Source organism: Pseudomonas sp. HMSC067G02, from assembly GCF_001813485.1.
GTDB lineage: Bacteria > Pseudomonadota > Gammaproteobacteria > Pseudomonadales > Pseudomonadaceae > Pseudomonas > Pseudomonas aeruginosa.
This window is the reverse complement of record NZ_KV812723.1, coordinates 1-276: the sequence shown is the minus strand read 5'-3', so window position 1 is coordinate 276 and position 276 is coordinate 1. Positions and strand designations below refer to the sequence as shown.

Here is a 276-nt window from a genome sequence, read left to right as displayed (position 1 = left end):
CGCACCAGGACCTGCCGTTCGAGCAACTGGTGGAAGCCTTGCAGCCGGAGCGCAATGCCAGCCATAACCCACTGTTCCAGGTGCTGTTCAACCATCAGAGCGAGATACGCTCGGTGACGCCCGAGGTTCAGTTGGAGGACCTGCGTCTGGAAGGCCTGGCCTGGGACGGCCAGACTGCGCAGTTCGACCTGACGCTGGATATTCAGGAAGACGAAAACGGCATCTGGGCCTCCTTCGACTATGCCACCGACCTGTTCGACGCCTCCACCGTGGAAC

The 276-nt window shown here is 61.2% G+C and carries 1 protein-coding gene; it reads left to right on the top strand.

From position 1 onward, the window contains the following. Positions 1 to 276 (top strand): condensation domain-containing protein (locus HMPREF2914_RS27165; protein ID WP_139148226.1); only part of this gene is annotated, 276 nt, incomplete at both ends.